The sequence below is a fragment of the Kitasatospora sp. NPDC002965 genome (assembly GCF_040611255.1).
Lineage (GTDB): Bacteria > Actinomycetota > Actinomycetes > Streptomycetales > Streptomycetaceae > Kitasatospora.
On the sequence record NZ_JBEXNT010000018.1, the window covers coordinates 24017 to 37770 of the forward strand.

9 protein-coding genes are annotated in these 13754 nt (G+C 75.5%); 5 read left to right on the forward strand and 4 right to left on the reverse strand.

Going from position 1 to position 13754, the window contains the following annotated elements; all coding sequences use genetic code 11:
* Window positions 1-25: 25 nt before the first annotated feature.
* A complete protein-coding gene (locus ABZY91_RS10615) occupies window positions 26-1090 on the reverse strand; it encodes a GAF domain-containing protein (RefSeq protein ID WP_355401425.1) in 1065 nt (354 codons plus the stop codon).
* Window positions 1091-1513: 423 nt separating this feature from the next.
* Between ABZY91_RS10615 and ABZY91_RS10620 the strand changes: the two genes are divergently transcribed.
* The 5 genes from ABZY91_RS10620 (at window position 1514) to ABZY91_RS10640 (ending at window position 6951) form a co-directional block, all read left to right on the forward strand.
* The gene (locus tag ABZY91_RS10620; protein ID WP_329879082.1) at window positions 1514-2779 is read left to right on the forward strand and encodes an acyl-CoA dehydrogenase family protein; all 1266 of its coding nucleotides are present in this window, start codon (window positions 1514-1516) and stop codon (window positions 2777-2779) included.
* Window positions 2780-3217: 438 nt separating this feature from the next.
* Window positions 3218-5482: an ATP-binding protein gene (locus tag ABZY91_RS10625; RefSeq protein ID WP_355401427.1), complete on the forward strand. Its 2265-nt coding sequence runs from the start codon at window positions 3218-3220 to the stop codon at window positions 5480-5482.
* Window positions 5482-5913, forward strand: coding sequence for a roadblock/LC7 domain-containing protein (locus tag ABZY91_RS10630; RefSeq protein WP_329878217.1), 432 nt, complete (start codon window positions 5482-5484; stop codon window positions 5911-5913). The genes ABZY91_RS10625 and ABZY91_RS10630 overlap by 1 nt, the downstream gene beginning before the upstream one ends.
* Entirely contained in the window at window positions 5910-6290 is a 381-nt protein-coding gene (locus ABZY91_RS10635) for a DUF742 domain-containing protein (RefSeq protein ID WP_329878219.1), read from the forward strand. Before ABZY91_RS10630 ends, ABZY91_RS10635 begins: the two co-directional genes overlap by 4 nt.
* Window positions 6291-6378: 88 nt before the next feature.
* A complete protein-coding gene (locus tag ABZY91_RS10640; RefSeq protein ID WP_329878221.1) occupies window positions 6379-6951 on the forward strand; it encodes an ATP/GTP-binding protein in 573 nt (190 codons plus the stop codon).
* Window positions 6952-7021: 70 nt separating this feature from the next.
* Here ABZY91_RS10640 and ABZY91_RS10645 read toward each other — a convergent pair whose 3' ends face one another.
* From ABZY91_RS10645 to ABZY91_RS10655, 3 genes are all read right to left on the reverse strand, one after another.
* Window positions 7022-7489 (reverse strand): MarR family transcriptional regulator, encoded by a 468-nt coding sequence (locus tag ABZY91_RS10645; RefSeq protein ID WP_329878223.1) that lies wholly within the window; start codon window positions 7487-7489, stop codon window positions 7022-7024.
* A gap of 156 nt (window positions 7490-7645) precedes the next feature.
* Window positions 7646-9832, reverse strand: coding sequence for a hypothetical protein (locus ABZY91_RS10650; RefSeq protein ID WP_355401430.1), 2187 nt, complete (start codon window positions 9830-9832; stop codon window positions 7646-7648).
* Complete coding sequence (locus ABZY91_RS10655) at window positions 9829-13656, reverse strand: DUF5682 family protein (protein WP_355401432.1); 3828 nt, start codon at window positions 13654-13656, stop codon at window positions 9829-9831. The genes ABZY91_RS10650 and ABZY91_RS10655 overlap by 4 nt, the downstream gene beginning before the upstream one ends.
* Window positions 13657-13754 lie beyond the last annotated feature (98 nt).

A 13754-nucleotide genomic window follows, 5' to 3' on the forward strand; every position in this document is an offset into this window, starting at 1 on the left:
CCGCCACGGTGGTACCGGCCCGGTGTCAGCCCGGGAGGACCAGCCCGGTCCCTCCGGCGCCGAGGCCCGGACGGACGGCGGGGGCGGCGCCGTTCTGCTGGAGGCGGTCGACCAGGAGCGCGGCGAGCGTGCCCAGTTCCTCCTCGGTGCGGGACTGCGCGGTGACGTCCATGCCGACGGTGAGCACACCGTTGACCTGGCCCGTCCGGGCGGTGCGCAGCGGGGTGCAGGTGAAGCTGAAGATCTGCTGGATCCGCTGGGCCTCGGGCCGGGCGGACTGGATGCGGACGTCGTTGAGCACGGTGGTGCGGCCGGTGTGGTACGCCTCGGAGACCGCCTGCTGGAGGCCGGCGATGCCGAGCTGCGGGTAGGCCTGGCCGATCGTGCCGTACGCCGCGGGGGCGCCGAAGATGTCGGCGTGCTGGGCGTTGGCGTAGCGGATCTCCTGACCGGGGCCGTCGGTGAGCATGATCGGGAAGGGCGAGCCGTCGAAGGCCGCGAACATCTCCTGCTGCTGGGCGAGCAGGTTGTCGCGCAGCCGGATCTCGGAGAGCAGGGCCTCGGCGAGGTGCTGGATGTCGCGCAGCCGCTCGCGTCCCCACTGGCGGGGTTCGCGGTCGAGGACGCAGACGGTGCCGATGACGGTGTTGGTGTCGTCGACGAGCGGGGCGCCGAGGTAGGCGCGGACGCCCAGCTCGTCGACGACCGGGTTACCGGCGAACCGGGGGTAGGCGAGGATGTCGTCCAGGGCGAGCGGCGAGCGCTGGGCGACGACGTGCGGGCAGAAGCCGTGACTCAGCGGCATCTCGCGGGTCGGGAGGTCGAAGGCGATCCCGCGATCCGCCCAGGAGGCACCTCCGTCGGACGTGACATCGGCGGAGTTTGGCGGAATGTAGAGCCCCCGGAACATCTGGCGCTCGTCGTTGATGAAGTTGACCATCGCGATGGGGGCGCGGGTGATGCTGGCGGCCAAGTGGGCGAAGCGGTCGAAGGCCTCGTCCGCCGTCGGTTCGTTGAGACCCAGGCTGCGCAGCCTGCGGGTCCGCTCGGACTCCCCGGCGGCACCCGGGAACTGGCCTTGAGTGCTCATCACATCAGTCATGGCGCACATGTAATCAGACATGCGGCGCTTTCCGCGCTCCCGGCCCACCACATCCAGCTTGCTGATGCTCAGTCAAAGGTGCATGTGGACGGCGACGTGGTCGACCCGGGAAAGCGGGTTGGATCATTTCCCCCTCCTGCGGCCATCTCAATCCTCGGTCGAACTCGGATGATCAGGATCTCGCCAATCGAAGATCAACTATGGAGCACTACCAAGCCACATATGACAATGAGCCCTGCCGAAAACGGTGGTTTCCTTCGGGCAGCGTTGGACATCGCCGATACTCCGCGCGCACCGGCTGCAATGGGGCAACCGGCCGCCACCCACCCCCACGCCTGGGCGACCGGAGCGGATCGGCTGCACGGACGGAGGCACGACCACCAGACGATCCGAGAGGACCCGGGCATGGCGATGGACTACTTCACCGACGAGCGACACGAATACCTCCGAGCGGAGGTAAGGGAGTTCGCGGAGAAGGAGATACGCCCACAGGTGGCCAGAATGGAGGCCGACCGCCGGGTCGAGTTCGAACTGTCCCGGGAGATCGCCCGTCGTGGCTGGATCGGAGTCACCATCCCCCGCGAGTTCGGTGGGCTGGGCCTCGGCCACCTCGCGAAGACCGTGATCGTCGAGGAGCTGTCCCGGGTCAGCGGCGCGATGGGCGCCATGGCCCAGGCCTCGCAGCTCGGTGTCGCCAAGGTCATCCACTTCGGGAACGACGTCCAGCGCCGCCACTGGCTCCCGAGGTTCGCCTCGGGCGAGTCGCTGCCGACCATCGCCGTCACCGAGCCGGAGTCCGGCGGCCACGTGCTCGGCATGACCGGCACCGCCCGGCGCGAGGGCGACGAGTACGTCCTCAACGGCCGCAAGTGGTTCGTCGGCAACTCGCACATCGGCGACGTGCACGGCGTGGTGTTCCGGACCGGCAAGGGCAGCCGGGGCCTCTCCGCCTTCCTGGTGGAGAGCGACCGCCCCGGCTTCCGCACCGGCACGCTCGGCTCGCAGAGCGGCCTGCACGGCTTCAGCTTCGGCGAGATCCTCTTCGAGGACTGCCGGATCCCGGTGGCCAACCGGCTCGGCCGGGAGAGCCAGGGCCTGGACGTCGCCTACTCCTCCTCGACCCTGTACGGACGACTGAACCTCGCCGCCGTGGCGCTCGGCATCCACGTGGCGATCGTCGAGGACACCGTGCGGTTCGCGGAGGGGCGGATGCTCTACGGCAAGCCCCTCTCCCAGCTGCCCAACATCGCCCTGAAGCTGGGCGAGATGCAGTCCCGCCTGATGACCGCCAAGCTCGCCGCCTACCACGCCTCCCACCTGCTGGACCACGGCAAGGCGTGCGACGCGGAGCTGATGAACGCCAAGCTGGTCAACACCGAGTACGCCCTGGACTCGGCCCGCAACGCGATGGAGATCCACGCCGCCCGCGGCCTGCAGACGGAGTTCAACATCGAGCGCTACCTGCGCGACGCCACCCACGTCTACCCGCCGGCCGGCACCTCCGACATCCAGCGGCTGCGGCTCGGCCAGGTGGCCTCGGGCACCTACGGCAAGCAGTGGTCCGCCGAACTGTCGGGCCTGGCCAGCTGGGCCTGGACCGAACTGGCCCAGCGCGAGGCGGCGGCCGAGGCCGCCGCGGAGGTCGGTGCGGTGTTCCGGATGCCGCTGGCCGGCTGAACCGCACCGGCGACGACCGGCCGGGAGCCCGGAGGGGCTCCCTCGGGAACTCTTCCGGCGAAACGGACGACTCTTCGGAACAGGCGCCCTTGACCTGTCCCTGACGGCCTTCCGGCGACCACCCCTCGGCCGCCGGAAGGCCGTCCGGCGTTTCCCGGAGCTCCGCTGACCAGCGGCGATCCCCGGCCCGACGGTCCGTCCGGGAACGGACCCATCCGTCACCGGCCGTTTACATATCGTCAGTTGATGTTGCAGTGAGGGCACCTGGGGCTGGTAGCGTGCCTGCAGTCGGCGGCCGTGCTGCACCCGTCCGGACGGTGACACCGCGTCATCCACGTCGGCGACCCTTCCGGGACCCGCCGGTCGTGGCACCCCCGAAGCCCCGGCCGGTACCGCACACGGGCGACCCCGCCGTTCGGCCCTGCTACAAGGAATCAGATGCCAGGCATATCGGCCCCCCGCACGGGCCACCGCGCCGGCCGGTCCGGCTCCCTCCGCAGCTCGCTCCTCGCGCTCGCGCTGGTCCCCTGCCTCGGCCTCGCCGCCGCCTGGGGCTACGCCGCCTACCTGCTGCGCGACTCCGGAGACACCACCGCCCTGTACGCCGGCAGCGCCGTCTTCGCCGCCGTCCTGCTCTGGAGCCTGGTCCGCGGCATACGCGTCGCGCGCTCCCTCCCGGCCAGGCTCTCCGGCCTGCGCGAGGACACCCTCGCGATCGCCCAGCACGAGATCCCGCAGGTGGTCGGCCGGCTCCAGTCCGGCGAGTCGGTCCCGTCCCCACCCGCCTGGGCCCCCGCCCGCAGGGTCGGCGACGAGGTGCAGCAGACCGCCGACGGCCTCGCCGCGGTCCGTCAGGCCGCGGTCGCCGCCATCATCCACCAGGCCCAGGGGCGCGAGGGGACGAAGAAGGTCTTCCTCAACATCGCCCGGCGCACCCAGATCCTGATCCACCGCCAGATCAGCATGCTCGACGCGCTGGAGCGCGAGCACGAGGAACCCGAGCTGCTGCGCGAACTGTTCGCCGTCGACCACCTCGCCACCCGGATGCGGCGCAACGCCGAGAACCTGGTCATCCTCGGCGGCGCCCTGCCCGCCCGGCGCTGGCGCAACGCCGTGCCCATGGTCAACGTGCTGCGCAGCGCCGTCTCCGAGACCGAGAACTACGCCCGGGTCGTCGTCCAGGGCGTGCCCCGCTCCTCGCTCAGCGGCCAGGCCGTCGCCGACGTGATCCACCTCGTCGCCGAACTGATCGAGAACGGCACCACCTTCTCCCCGCCGTACACCCAGGTCCAGGTCTCCGCGCAGGAGGTTCCGAAGGGCCTGGCCGTCGAGGTCGAGGACCGCGGCCTGGGCATGGGCGAGGACGAGTACGAGCGCCTCAACGACTACCTCGCCAACCCTCCCGAGCTCGACGTCTCCGCGCTCGGCGACGACCTGCGGCTCGGCCTCTTCGTGGTCGCCCGGCTGGCCGCCCGGCACGCCATCCAGGTCACCCTGCGCCCCTCCCCCTACGGCGGGACGCGGGCCGTGGTGCTGGTTCCGGCGGTGCTGCTGGAGCAGGCCGAGCAGGCGGCCTCCGTTCCCGGCCTGCCGGCCGGGGCCCGGGTCACCCGGACTCCGGTACCGGAGCCGCTGCCGGGCCCGGACGCGGACCTGGGCGAGATCGACGAGGAGCTGTCGGGGGCCCTGGCCGGCGTGCTCGGCGGGCTGCTGGGCACCGGGCCGACGCCCGGTTCCGGCGGCGCACCGGACTCGGCGCCGGGCGCGGTCGTGGGCCGGAGCGCGGACACCACCGCGGTGACCGGCGACCTGGGCTACGTCCTCCCCGGCCACGTCCTCCCCGACCAGGCCGTTCCCGGTCCGGCCGTTCCCGGCCAGGTCGCGGGTGGACCGGAGTGGCACGAGGCCCCGCTCGTGGACGGGACGCCCGCGAACGGCGTCCCGGTCGTCGGAACGACCGGCGGCGAAGGCGGTCTCGCCATCAGCGAGTTGCTCGCGCGCTACCCCATGGGCGGCGCACGGGGCGAGAACGACCCCGCCGTCAACGGCGGTCTGCAGGTGGGTGCGCAGATCCCCGGACTGCCCGGTGCGGTGGTCGTCCCACGACCCGTGCTGCCCCTGCCGTACGAGGAGCAGCAGGCGGGCGATCCGGCCGTCGGTCCGTCGGCCGGTCCCGCCGGGCCGTGGGAGAACGGCTCCGCGGAGACTCCCGGCGCCGGCTCCGACCGCGGCGACGGCGGCGGGAGCCACGCGCTCCCCGCCGCGCCCCGCACGCCGACGCACCAGCGGGCCGAGGACGAGGCCACGGAGCACGGCCCCGACGGCGAGCTGCGCACCCCCCGCGTCCTGCCCCAGCGGGTCCGCAACGCCAGCCTCGCCGAGCAGTTGCGGGAGGCCCACGCCCCGGGCGCCATGCTTCCGCCGGTGGCCCACCCCGGCGCCCCGGCCACCGGCCCCGGCGCCGCGGCCCAGGGCCGGGACAACCCGTACGGCCGGACCGGACCGCAGGGCGGAGCCGACCCGTACGGCCGGCCCGGACCGGCGGCCCCGGCCGCCGACGACCTGATGCCTCAGCGCTCGCGCGCGACCATGGCCGCCATCCAGCGCGGCACCCGTACCGCCCGTGCGGCGGCACCCGACTCGGACGCACCGGCCACTCCCTCTGCACCGGCCGCACCTTCCGCAGCTAAGGAACAGCAGTGATGACGCAGCACACCGACACCCAGCGCGACCTCAACTGGCTGCTGGACCAGCTGGTGGCGCGGGTCCCGGAGACCCGGCACGCCATCGTCCTCTCCGAGGACGGCCTGCTGGTCGGGCTCTCCCAGGGCCTGGACCGGGCCGACGCCGAGCACCTCTCCGCCGTCGCCTCCGGCCTGCAGAGCCTCGCCCGCGGCGCCGGGCACCGGTTCAACGGCGGCCGGGTCCGGCAGACCGTGATCGAGATGGACCAGCTGTTCCTGTTCGTCACGACCGCGGGCCAAGGCGCCCGGCTCGCCGTCCTCACCAGCGAGGCGGTCGACGCCGGGCTGATGGCCTACGAGATCAACATGCTGGTCAAGCAGGTCGGTCAGTACCTCACGGCGGCGCCGCGCAGCGACGCCGGCCTGTCGGGCGCGGGTGGCAGTGCGTGACCGTCGACGCCGAAGAGGCCTGGTTCTTCGACAAGGACGCAGGCCATCTGGTCCGTCCTTACGCCATCACCAACGGGCGCACCGGACCGGTCCGTGACGGGTTCGCTCTGATCACCCTGGTGGTCACCGCCGACGCGCGCACGGACACCAGCCGGCTGACGCCCGAACCGGCCGCGATCCTCGACCTCTGCCGCGAACGCCCGCTGGCGGTGGCCGAGATCGCGGCCAGCCTGGACCTCCCGGTGAGCGTGGTCAAGGTGCTGCTGGACGACCTCGCCGAGGCCCGGATGATCCTCACCCGGGCACCCGTGCAGCTCGCCGAGGCGCCGGACATCTCGCTGATCCGGGCCGTCATCGAGGGCGTGCGCCGGCTCTGACCGGCCGTCGCCCGCCCGGCCGTCCCCGCGGCCGTCGTAGTCCCCCGTTCATTCGTGTTCCGTTCAGTTCCCTCCCAGGAGACCCGACGTGACGACCCAGAGCCTGGTGCCGGGCGCGGTCAAGATCCTCGTCGCCGGCGGCTTCGGCGTCGGCAAGACCACCATGGTCGGCTCGGTCAGCGAGATCGAACCGCTCCAGACCGAGGAACGGATGACCCGCGCCAGCATCGGGGTCGACAGCCTCGACGGGATCCAGGGCAAGTCCACGACCACCGTCGCGATGGACTTCGGCCGGATCACCGTCCGCGAGGACCTGGTGCTCTACCTGTTCGGCACGCCGGGCCAGTTCCGGTTCTGGTTCATGTGGGACGACCTCGCCCTCGGTGCGCTCGGCGCGATCGTGCTGGCCGACACCCGGCGGCTGGAGTCCAGCTTCGCCGCCGTGGACTTCTTCGAGCAGCGCGGCATCCCGTTCGCCATAGGGGTCAACTGCTTCCACGGCCGCCGCGACTGCACCCCCGAGGACGTCCGGCGCGCCCTGGACCTCGACCCGGGCGTCCCGGTGGTGCTGTGCGACGTGCGGGACCGCGCCTCCAGCAAGGAGCTCCTGCTCGCCCTCCTCGACCGGGTCCACCGGGAAGCACTCGCCGCGCAGCGCTGACGGGCCGCGCGGCTTCCGCGCGGCGCGGCCACCGACGGACGACTCGCGGCCGGACTCCGGTCAGGTCCTGTCAGGTCCTGACCGGGGCCGCCGGCGTCAGCTCCAGCTCGTACAGGGCCCGGACCAGGGGTGCCAGCTCGGGGACGTCGGCGGCCTTGGTGAGCGTCGCCTCCAAGGCCGCGTCGTGGACCGGCCGGGCGGCCGCGAGGAGCTCGCGCCCCTGCGGGGTCAGCTCGGTGTAGATGCCGCGCCGGTCGTCCGCACAGAGGTAGCGGCTGAGCAGCCCCCTGTCCTCCAGCCGCGTCACCAGCCGGGTGGTCGCACTGCTGCTCAGCGCGGCCGCCCGGGCCAGCTGCTGCATCCGCATGTGCCAGCCGTCCTGCCGGGAGAGGGCGTCCAGCACCGTGTACTCGACCACCGAGAGCCGGTGCTCGGCCTGCAGCGCCTTCTCCAGCGCCGTGTCGATCTGACCGTGCAACGCGGCGAGCGTGCGCCAGCCGCAGGCGCGGATCTCGGCGGCATCGTCCTGGATACCCATGGCTGGAGCCTCTCTGCTGCCGGTCGTCCCTCTGGCGACGGTCCTGCCATCGCCGGTCGTCCACTGCCGGTCGGCGGTAGGACGACCGGTCGAACGTTTCATGTCCTCCCAGTATGCCATTCGGCGCCGTTTACCTGCTCGTGCAAGTACCTCCCCTTATGGCTGGGATGACAGCTGTGAATGGACGGACGCCCCCTCCCCGGCAGGCACCGGCCCGGCGGCGGGCACCGGCCCGGACATCGCGGACGTCCAGGCGGTCGCGCAGAGCGCCGAGGCGAGCTCCTCCCCGTACCAGGCGGCTGCCAGCCAGGCCACGGCGAACGCCTCGTGGTCGTCCGCGATCACCCGGCCGAAGACGTCGCGCGGCTGGTCCGCAGCCGCCGAACGGAGCCCGTCGAGCAGCGCGGCACCGGTGGCCAGACCCGCCGACCGCAGCCGTGCCCGGTCACCGTCCACCGACCGCGCGCCGTCGGCCGTCCGCACGGTGAGGGTCAGCGCGGCCCGGCCTCCGGTCACCGCCTGCTCGACCCGGCGGGTGAGCAGGTGGACCGGGGCCGCGGGGCCCTCCCGGTCCGGGAGGGCCGCCAGGGGGCCGGGGGCGGAAGGGGCTCCGGTGAGGCGTGACGCGCCCTCCGGTTCCGCGCCGGACGGGGTCGAGGACGGGGTCGAGGACGGAGCCGGGGTCTCGGCCGGGAGGACGAGATCCGCCCGCTGGAGCCGCTCCAGACCCAGGTTGACCCGGTCCGCCCGGTCGGTCAGTGCGAGCGCCGGCTCGCCCGGGTGCGGACCGTCCGCCGGCGCCCCGACCGCAAGCAGCCGCAGCTCCGGCCGGGCCGCCCGCTCCAGCCGGCCGACCACCCTCAGCCGCAGCCCGGGAGCGGCGGCGAGCAGCGCGAGGTTGCCCCGGTGGGCCAGCCCCGGGTGGTCGTGCGCGGCGCGGAGCACCACGACGGCCCCGCCGCAGTCGGCCAGCAGTTGCAGTGCCCCGCCCGGCCCGTACGGAACGGCACCGATCAGCGTCACCTCCAGGAACAGCAGCTCGCTCCCGGCGGGCCTGCCCTCCGGGGGCAGCGCCGCCGCCGCGAGCGCCCGCTCCACCTGCGCGGCGGGCGGCTCGGCCCACAGCCTGGCGATCGGCTCCGCCGTCCACGCGGCCCCCGAGGCGCGGACCGCGCGGACCGCGGCACCCGCGCCGAGCCGCCCGCCCGCCGACCGGGTGGCGCCCTGGACCGCCAGACCGGCCCGGGTGAACTCGCGGTGGCTGAGCAGCGCGTCCCCCAGCCGAATCGCCCGGTTCCCGGCACCGACCGCCTGCGGTGCCGCCGTCGTCGGGTCGGCGTGCGGCATGATCTCGGCGATCGTGTGCAGGCTGCCGCCCGCGTCGACCGCCCAGGTGACCGCACCCGCATGGGTGGGCGTCAGTACCGGCTCGCTGAACAGCCCGTACAACCGCAGACCGCCTGCCTCGCCGTACGCCTGGCGGGCGGTGCCGCGCAGGCCGGCGATGCCGACCGGGACGACGGGCGGGGTACCGTCCGGGGCGCCGTCCGCCGGACCGGGCGGGGCAGCGGACGCGGCGTCGGACGCGGCGTCGGCCAGGGCCGCGGTGAGGCCGAGGAGCTCGCGCAGGGCGGCGACCAGGTCGGCCAGCCGGTGGTCCGGCTCCCCCGAACGCGCCGCCCGGACCCGGGTGACCACCGCCACGGCCGCGGCCGACGGCCGGTACAGCCCGGCCAGCCGCGCCCGGTGGGCCGCGCGCAGCAGCTCCGCCTGGAGCACGGCGCCGGCACCGCCCACGCCGGCCGCCAGGACGGCGGCGCCCGCCCGGTGCAGGTGGTGCACGGCGGCCACCTCGGCGGCGGCGAGGACGTCGGGGGGCGCGCCGTCACCGGTCCCGGAAGCGGTCCCGGCAGTGGTCCCTTGACCGGCGACCGGAGTGCCGGCGGGCGGGGCCGCGGCGGCCGGCCCCGCCCCGTCCGTACCGGTGCCTCCGGTGCCCGGTCGCCCGGCCGGTTCCTCGTCCGTGATCGGGCAGACGGTGACCGCCGCCGCCCGGTGCACGCACGCGGGTGCCAGCAGGCAGCCGCAGCGGACGTCGGCCTGATCGGCGATCACCCCGCCCGGGGCGTGCAGGACGAGCTCCGCCTCCTCGTCCACGGCGATCCGCCAGTCGTCGCCGGTGCGCTCCACCGGGCGGCCCGCCAACTTGGCCGCCGCGCTGTCCAGCCGCTTCTGCAGCCGGGCCGAGAGCCCCGCCACCACCTCGGCGACCACCTCCGGCCTGATCGCCGGCCAGTCCGCCCCGGTCTCCTGCACCGCTCCCACCGCTCCCGTCTCCGTCATCGGACCTTCTCCCCCACCCAGCGGGCCAGTTCGAGCGGGCTGAGCGCCGCCACCGGCATCCCGGCCGCGACCAGCCGGCCCGCGACCGCCTTCGAGTACCGTGCCGTCCCGGTGTCGTCCAGCGCGGCGCAGCCGACCAGGTGGCAGCCCGAGTCGACCAGCGCCCGGGTCTGGGCGAGCAGCCCCCCGATCGGGCCGCCCTCCTCGAAGTCGCTGACCACCGCGACCAGCGTGCGGGACGGCACGGTCACCAGCTCCCGCGCGTACTTCAGGCCGGCGGCGATGTGCGTGCCGCCGCCGATCCGGACCTCCAGGAGCAGGCTCAGCGGATCCTCCACCCGGTCGGTCAGGTCCACCACCTCGGTGGAGAAGGCGACGAAGTGGGTGCTCAGCGAGGGCACCCCGGCCAGGATCGACGCGGTCAGCGCCGCCCAGACGGTCGAGGCCTCCATCGAGCCGGAGACGTCGACCACGAGGATCAGCCGCCAGTCGGACGCCTTACGGGCCCGGGTGCGGAACACCGGCCGCTCCGGGACGATCACCAGGCCGCCGCCGGAGCTGCCGGGCGGGCCCGGTTCGGCCGGGCGGGCGGTGGCGAGGTTCGCGCGAATCGTCCGGTGCAGGTCCAGCCCGCCGCCCGGGCGGCGGCTCGGGCGCGGCACGCTGATCCCGGTGAGGGCCGGGCGCAGCGTGGTCGCCAGCTCCCGGGTCAGCTCGTCGACCAGGCGGCGGACCAGCGGGCGCAGTCCGGCGATCCGGGCCTCGGGCAGGCCGCCCGCGTGCTCCAGCACGGTGCGCAGCAGGTCCACCGAGGGGCGGACGGCGCCGGGGTCGATCGCCGCCAGGGCGTCGGTCCGGCCCTGTTCGACGGCCGCAGCCAGGACCTCCTCCCGGATACCCGGCCCGAACAGGGCGATGAGCTCCTCGGACCACTCCCGCACGCCCGGGAACGGCGCCTCGCGTCCGCCGCGGTTCCCGCCGCCCCGGCCGTCCAGGCCGGGGCCGGAACCCTCGCCGTGTCCCGTCCCGTACAGCTCGTCGAGGGCGGTGGCGAGCCTGGCGGAGCGCCCGCCGAGGCCGCCGTCGCCGGGCCGGCCCAGCAGGAGCCGCCACCGCTCGGAAGGGCCGAGGGCACGGGCGGGACCGGCTGCGGGGTCGGCCGCAGGACCGGCTGCGGGAGTGGCCGGACGGTCGGCGGACGGGTCTGCGGCGGGGACGGGTGCCGCGCCGGACGGGCGGGCCGGAGTGCCGCCGGGAGCCGGGTGCGCGCCCGCGCGGTCCGGCGCGGTGAGCGCCGCCGGGAGCAGTCCTCGACGGCCCAGTGCGGCCCGGGCGGCCAGGTCGGCCCGGGACCAGTCGGCGAGCAGGGCCGGCGGCACCTCCTCGGGCAGGACGTCGAGCCGGGCGCCGAGCCGCTCCTCGACCAGGGTCAGCAACCGGTCGCGGGCGGCCGGGCTGAGGGTGTCGAAGCCGCCGCGCAGCGCGGGCAGGCGGTCCAGGAAGGCGTCGTCCGCGAGGGTGACGACCCGTTCCAGCACCGGTTCGAGGACTTCGGGAGCGCTCGCGAACAGGCCCTCGGCCGCCGTCAGCAGTCCGACCAGCGACCGGCCCAGAGCCTGCCGTGCCTCGGGGCCGGTGGCCCCGTCCACCCAGGAGGCGGCCCGGCCGCCGAACACCGCGGCTTCCTCGTGTCCGAGCAGCACCCGCACCGCACCTGCCGCGCCGCGGACCAGCGGGCTTCCGCCGTCGGAGAGTTCGGCGAGGGCGTGACCGAGCCGCAGGCCCCCGGCGAGGTCGGCCCGCCGGGCCAGTTCCACCAGGGCCCGGGCGTCGGCCGGCTCGTCCGAGCCGCCGAGCCCTTCCAGTTGCCGGACCGCGGCCACCGTCACCACCTCCGCGGCGGCGGCGAGGGCCTCGGCCCCGCCCGACCGGGCGGGGCCGGGCGGTGCCGCCGGGCGGTCCGTGTCGTGATCGGCGTCGTGATCGGCGTCGCCGCCGGCGCCGTGACCGGTGCCGGACGACGGGTCCGGGGCGAGGCCGGGGACGTGGCCGGCGCTGAGCCGGTCGACGAGGGCGAGGGCGTCGAGGAGTTCGGGGAGGGTCCCGCTCTCGGGGAGGACGGCGGTGAGCTGGGCGAGGCGGGAGTCGGCGAGGGCGGGGAGCCCGCAGGCGGCCGCGTCGGCCAGGCCCCGCAGGACCTCGCGCGCGGTCGGGCCGTCCGCCTGCCGCTCACGGCGCAGCTGTTCGCGCAGGGCGCCTTCGGCCGCCTGGGCCGGGGTGACACCCCGGGTACCGGCGACGGTGAGCATCGCGGCGGCGGTCGGGGTCCACTGGACGCGCCAGCGGGTGGAGAGGGTCTCGGTACCGCCCGCGCCCGTGGTGGCGACCGGGTCTCCGTACGGGACTCCGCAGACGGCGAGCCGCTGCAGGAGGAGTTCGCGGCGCCGGTCGAGGGACGACCGGAGCGGGTCGAGGCGGAGATCGCGCGGGGCGGACTCGGCGGTCTCACCGGGGCCGGGCAGGCCGAGTTCGGCGAGCAGCGCCTCGACGGCGGGTGCGAGGCCGCTGCGCGGGGCGGCCGGCGCCGGCCGGCCGGTGCGGGTGCCGACCAGGACGCGTTCGAGGGCGCGGGCGACGGCCCTGCCGCGGCCCAGCGGCTCGCCCTGGGCGAGGGCGGTCTGCACCGCCTCGATCAGTTCGCCCCGGCCGGGGGCGGCGAGCCCGCGCAGCCGGGCGAGGTCGCCGGCGATCCGGACGATCTCGCGGGCGTCGGCCGGGCCGGAGGGGTGGTCCTGGTTGCGGAGCGCCTCGCAGATGCGGACGGCGGTCGTGGTGAGCGCCTCGGCGAGCCGGTCCGGGTCGCCGCCCGCGTCGAGCACGGTGTGCTGCCACTCGGGGTCGCGGATGCCGGCCGGGTAGCCGGAGCGGGCGTCGAGCAGCGGGTAGGTGTAGGGGATCAGCGAGACGACGTGGCCGCCGCCCGCGGAGGCCGGGTCGGCGGGGTCCGCGGCCCGGGCGGCGTCCCCGGGGGCGGCCGGGCCGGCGGCCGTCAGCGCGGGGGCGTGGAACGCGCCGATCACGGCGGCCACCCGGCGTCCACCCGCTGCGGCCTCCTCGATGCGGGACCGCATCCAGTCCTCGCGCCGCAGGTCGTACGGGTCGACGCCGGGGCCGTCCTGGGCGTCCCGGCGCAGCGCCCAGCCGACCAGCAGGGCGGCGCGGCGGACGGCCTCCGGTACGGATCCCGGGGCGGCCGTCTCGACCAGGCGGTCCCAGAGGTCGTCGTCCTCGCGGCCGGTGAGGCGGTGTCGGAGGGCGTCGGCCACCCCCGGCAGGGGGCCGGCGGCGGCCCGCTCCCCCGCCGCCGGGGCCGGACCGCGCTCGGCGCCCCGTAGAGCGAGCGGCAGGTCGCAGGCGACCGTCTCGACGCCGTTGCGGCGGGCCCAGCGCAGGGCGGCCAGCTCCGGCGAGAAGTCGGCGAAGGGGTAGAAGGCGAGCCCCCCGGCGCCGCGCCCAGCGCCACCGCCGTCGTCCGGGCCGCCGGGCGCGGCGGCGAGGGCGACCGGCGCCCGGGTGGACTCGTCCGCCAGCCAGTCCAGCCAGGGCTGGAACTCGGCGGGCAGCTCGACGAGCAGCACCTCGGGCCGGGCGGCGTCGAGCAGTGCGGGCACGACCGCGCTGAGCGAGGGCGCGTGGTGGCGCACCCCGATCAGGTACGGCCCGGGGGCACCGAGGCCGGAGTCGGCCAGCCGGGCCGCTTCCGCCTCGACCACCCCTCGCGGGTCGTCGACGCCCGCCTCGTCGGGCAGCACCGCGCTGCTCATGTGTTCACCTCTCCGGTGTGGAACGGATCTGGATGGGGCCGGGCCGCCGGGCGGGCGGGTCGGCCGGGGGGACGGGGAGCCGCCGCGGTGCCGACCGT

Bases quoted from the DNA above. Each gene is read 5' to 3' on its own strand.
- ABZY91_RS10630 (WP_329878217.1), top strand. From the start codon at position 5,482: ATGACGCAGCACACCGACACCCAGCGCGACCTCAACTGGCTGCTGGAC.
- ABZY91_RS10645 (WP_329878223.1), bottom strand. From the start codon at position 7,489: ATGGGTATCCAGGACGATGCCGCCGAGATCCGCGCCTGCGGCTGGCGC.
- ABZY91_RS10655 (WP_355401432.1), bottom strand. From the start codon at position 13,656: ATGAGCAGCGCGGTGCTGCCCGACGAGGCGGGCGTCGACGACCCGCGA.
- ABZY91_RS10615 (WP_355401425.1), bottom strand. From the start codon at position 1,090: ATGAGCACTCAAGGCCAGTTCCCGGGTGCCGCCGGGGAGTCCGAGCGG.
- ABZY91_RS10620 (WP_329879082.1), top strand. From the start codon at position 1,514: ATGGACTACTTCACCGACGAGCGACACGAATACCTCCGAGCGGAGGTA.
- ABZY91_RS10650 (WP_355401430.1), bottom strand. From the start codon at position 9,832: ATGACGGAGACGGGAGCGGTGGGAGCGGTGCAGGAGACCGGGGCGGAC.
- ABZY91_RS10625 (WP_355401427.1), top strand. From the start codon at position 3,218: ATGCCAGGCATATCGGCCCCCCGCACGGGCCACCGCGCCGGCCGGTCC.